Raw genomic sequence first — 2,809 nt, forward strand, 5'->3', positions numbered from 1 at the left:
GCAACGCTTAACGCGAAATCAGTTCACCTTGCGCAAAGGACTCGTAAGCGCTACGCGCTTTGTCGAGAATCCTTTCCACGCCTTTTGCTTGGTGACAATAGCGTTTTGGACCCACCTGACCCCATGCCGAACTCAGTAGTGAAACGAAACAGCGCCGATGATAGTGTAGCAGCTGCTATGTGAAAGTAGGTCATCGCCAGGCTCCAAATAAGAGAAAGCCCGATTCGAAAGAGTCGGGCTTTTTTGCGTTTGGAGCTATCAGCTATCAGCTGTCAGCCGTCAGTTGAACTGTGGGGTTGTTTAGTGCAGAGTCACCCTCAGCAACAAACCCCGTAGGAGGCACTTCAGTGCCGAATCAGACCATAACAAACACATTCACGGCTAAAGCCATTCCTACGTGATGAGAAGGTTAGACGTTAGATATTAGATGTCAGTTGATCTACCGGGTTGAGTCACCCTCAGCAACAAAACCTCGTAGGAGGCACTTCAGTGCTGAATCTAGACCATAACAAACACATTCACGGCTAAAGCCATTGCATATCTCAGATGTCAGCTAAGCGGTGGGGTTGTCCTGTACAGAGTCACCCTCAGCAACAAAACCCCGTAGGAGGTACTTCAGTGCCGAATTCAGAGCATAACAAACACATTCATGGCTAAAGCTATTCCTACGAGGTGCGTATCTTAGACGTCAGATACTAGATGTCAGTTGATCTACCAGGTTGAGTCACCCTCAGCAACAAACCCTGTAGGAGGCACTTCAGTGCTGAATCTAGACCATAACAAACACATTCACGGCTAAAGCCATTCCTATAAGTACAATTTCCCTAGAGCCTAGAGCCCCCGGCAGAGGTAGACGCAGCACCAAACACCTCCACCGCGCGGCTGATAGCTGACGGCTGAAAGCTGATAGCTCTGTGATTTGTTTGGTTTCGCTCCGCTCTACCCAACCTACGCCAGACCCTAAACTTTCCCCTCGCTAACTTTACTCTTTCTAACTTATACCCCAAAAACAAAAACGCCAGCATTTAGCTGGCGTTTTCTAATCTGAAGGTAAGCTTGTTATTAAGCTTTTGGACCTGCTGATTTGATTGCTTCTGAAACATCGTATTTAGCGAAGTTTTCAGTGAAGTCAGAAGCTAGTTTGTTCGCGTATTCTGCGTACTTCTCTTTATCTTCCCATGTGTTGATTGGGTTAAGAAGTTGGCTGTCTACACCAGGAACTGAAACTGGTACATCTAGGTTAAGTACGTCGATGTGTTGAGTTTCAACATCTGCCAGTTTACCTGACACGATTGCATCAACTACAGCACGAGTTGTTGGGATATCGAAGCGTTGACCAGTACCGTAAGGGCCACCTGTCCAACCTGTGTTAACTAGGTATACTTTAGCGCCGAATTCACGTACACGCTTCATTAGAAGCTCTGCATAAACGCCTGCAGGACGTGGGAAGAACGGAGCACCGAAACATGTTGAGAATGTAGACTCGATGTCGCTTGTTGAACCGATTTCAGTTGAACCTACTTTTGCTGTGTAACCGCTTAAGAAGTGGTATGCAGCAGCTTCTTCAGTTAGTACTGAAACTGGTGGTAATACACCGCTCACGTCACATGTTAGGAATACAACCGCTTTTGGCTCGCCAGCACGGTTTTCTACTTTACGTTTTTCAACGTGCTCTAGCGGGTAAGCTGCGCGGCTATTTTGTGTCAGGCTTGTATCATGGAAATCTGGAACACGGTTTTCGTCAAGTACCACGTTTTCTAAGATTGTACCGAAGCGAATTGCATTCCAAATAACTGGTTCGTTCTTTTGTGAAAGGTCGATACATTTAGCGTAACAACCACCTTCGATATTAAATACGCTACCAGGTGCCCAACCGTGCTCGTCATCACCAATAAGGAAACGAGTAGGATCTGCAGATAATGTTGTTTTACCTGTACCAGATAGACCGAAGAATAACGCAGTGTCGCCTGCTTCACCTACGTTTGCAGAGCAGTGCATTGGTAATACACCTTTTGCAGGAAGCAGGAAGTTTTGTACAGAGAACATTGATTTCTTCATTTCGCCTGCGTAGCGCATACCAGCTAGTAGTACTTTACGTTGTGCGAAGTTAATGATTACAGTGCCGTCACTGTTAGTGCCATCACGCTCTGGGTCACATACAAATGAAGGTACATTCATTACCTGCCACTCAGGGAAGTCAGCAGTATTGTATGTTTGAGGTTCGATAAACATGTTTTTGGCAAAAATATGATGCCATGCAGTTTCTGTTGTAACTACAACTGGTAAATAGTGCTCAGGATCAGCGCCAACTTCTAGGTGAGAGATGAAGTGGTCGTTGCTTTTCACGTGTTCTTCTACACGGGCCCATAACGCATCAAACTTGTCTGCATCGAATGGGCGGTTTACGTTGCCCCATTGGATTTCGTTTTCAGTGCTTGGCTCTTGAACAATAAAACGATCTTTTGGAGAGCGGCCAGTGCGTACACCGGTTTTAGCAACAAAAGCACCATTAGCGGCTAGAGTCCCTTCGCCACGACGAATAGCGTGTTCGACAAGTTCAGCTGCTGTAAGATCAACAAAACTAGTAGCGTTTGCAGTCATGTTTATACCTAAATTGTGAGAGATTGAACGGGATAGCTCTGGGGTTCTTAGTTTTCCCTTTTGCTAAAATAATAGTAACAGAAGGATTAGGGATATTCGAGTGTCTGAAGGGCTTAAAAAGGCATATATTTGGCAAAAAACATGAATAATTTCAATGATACCGGTGTCATAAAATGACGCTTTTTCATGACACCGGTATCATTAGTTT

The 2,809-nt window shown here is 45.4% G+C and carries 1 protein-coding gene and 1 rRNA gene; one reads left to right on the forward strand and one right to left on the reverse strand.

Annotation, left to right across the window (positions count from 1 at the left end):
- Positions 1-87: 87 nt before the first annotated feature.
- Positions 88-202 (forward strand): 5S ribosomal RNA (gene rrf, locus L1D51_RS21105).
- An 860-nt stretch (positions 203-1,062) separates the two neighbouring features.
- Here the strand turns inward: rrf and L1D51_RS21110 are convergent.
- Entirely contained in the window at positions 1,063-2,601 is a 1,539-nt protein-coding gene (locus tag L1D51_RS21110; RefSeq protein ID WP_055022234.1) for a phosphoenolpyruvate carboxykinase, read from the reverse strand.
- Between the last annotated feature and the right edge of the window lie 208 nt (positions 2,602-2,809).

The sequence above is a fragment of the Pseudoalteromonas shioyasakiensis genome (assembly GCF_022398475.1).
Taxonomy (GTDB): Bacteria; Pseudomonadota; Gammaproteobacteria; order Enterobacterales; family Alteromonadaceae; genus Pseudoalteromonas.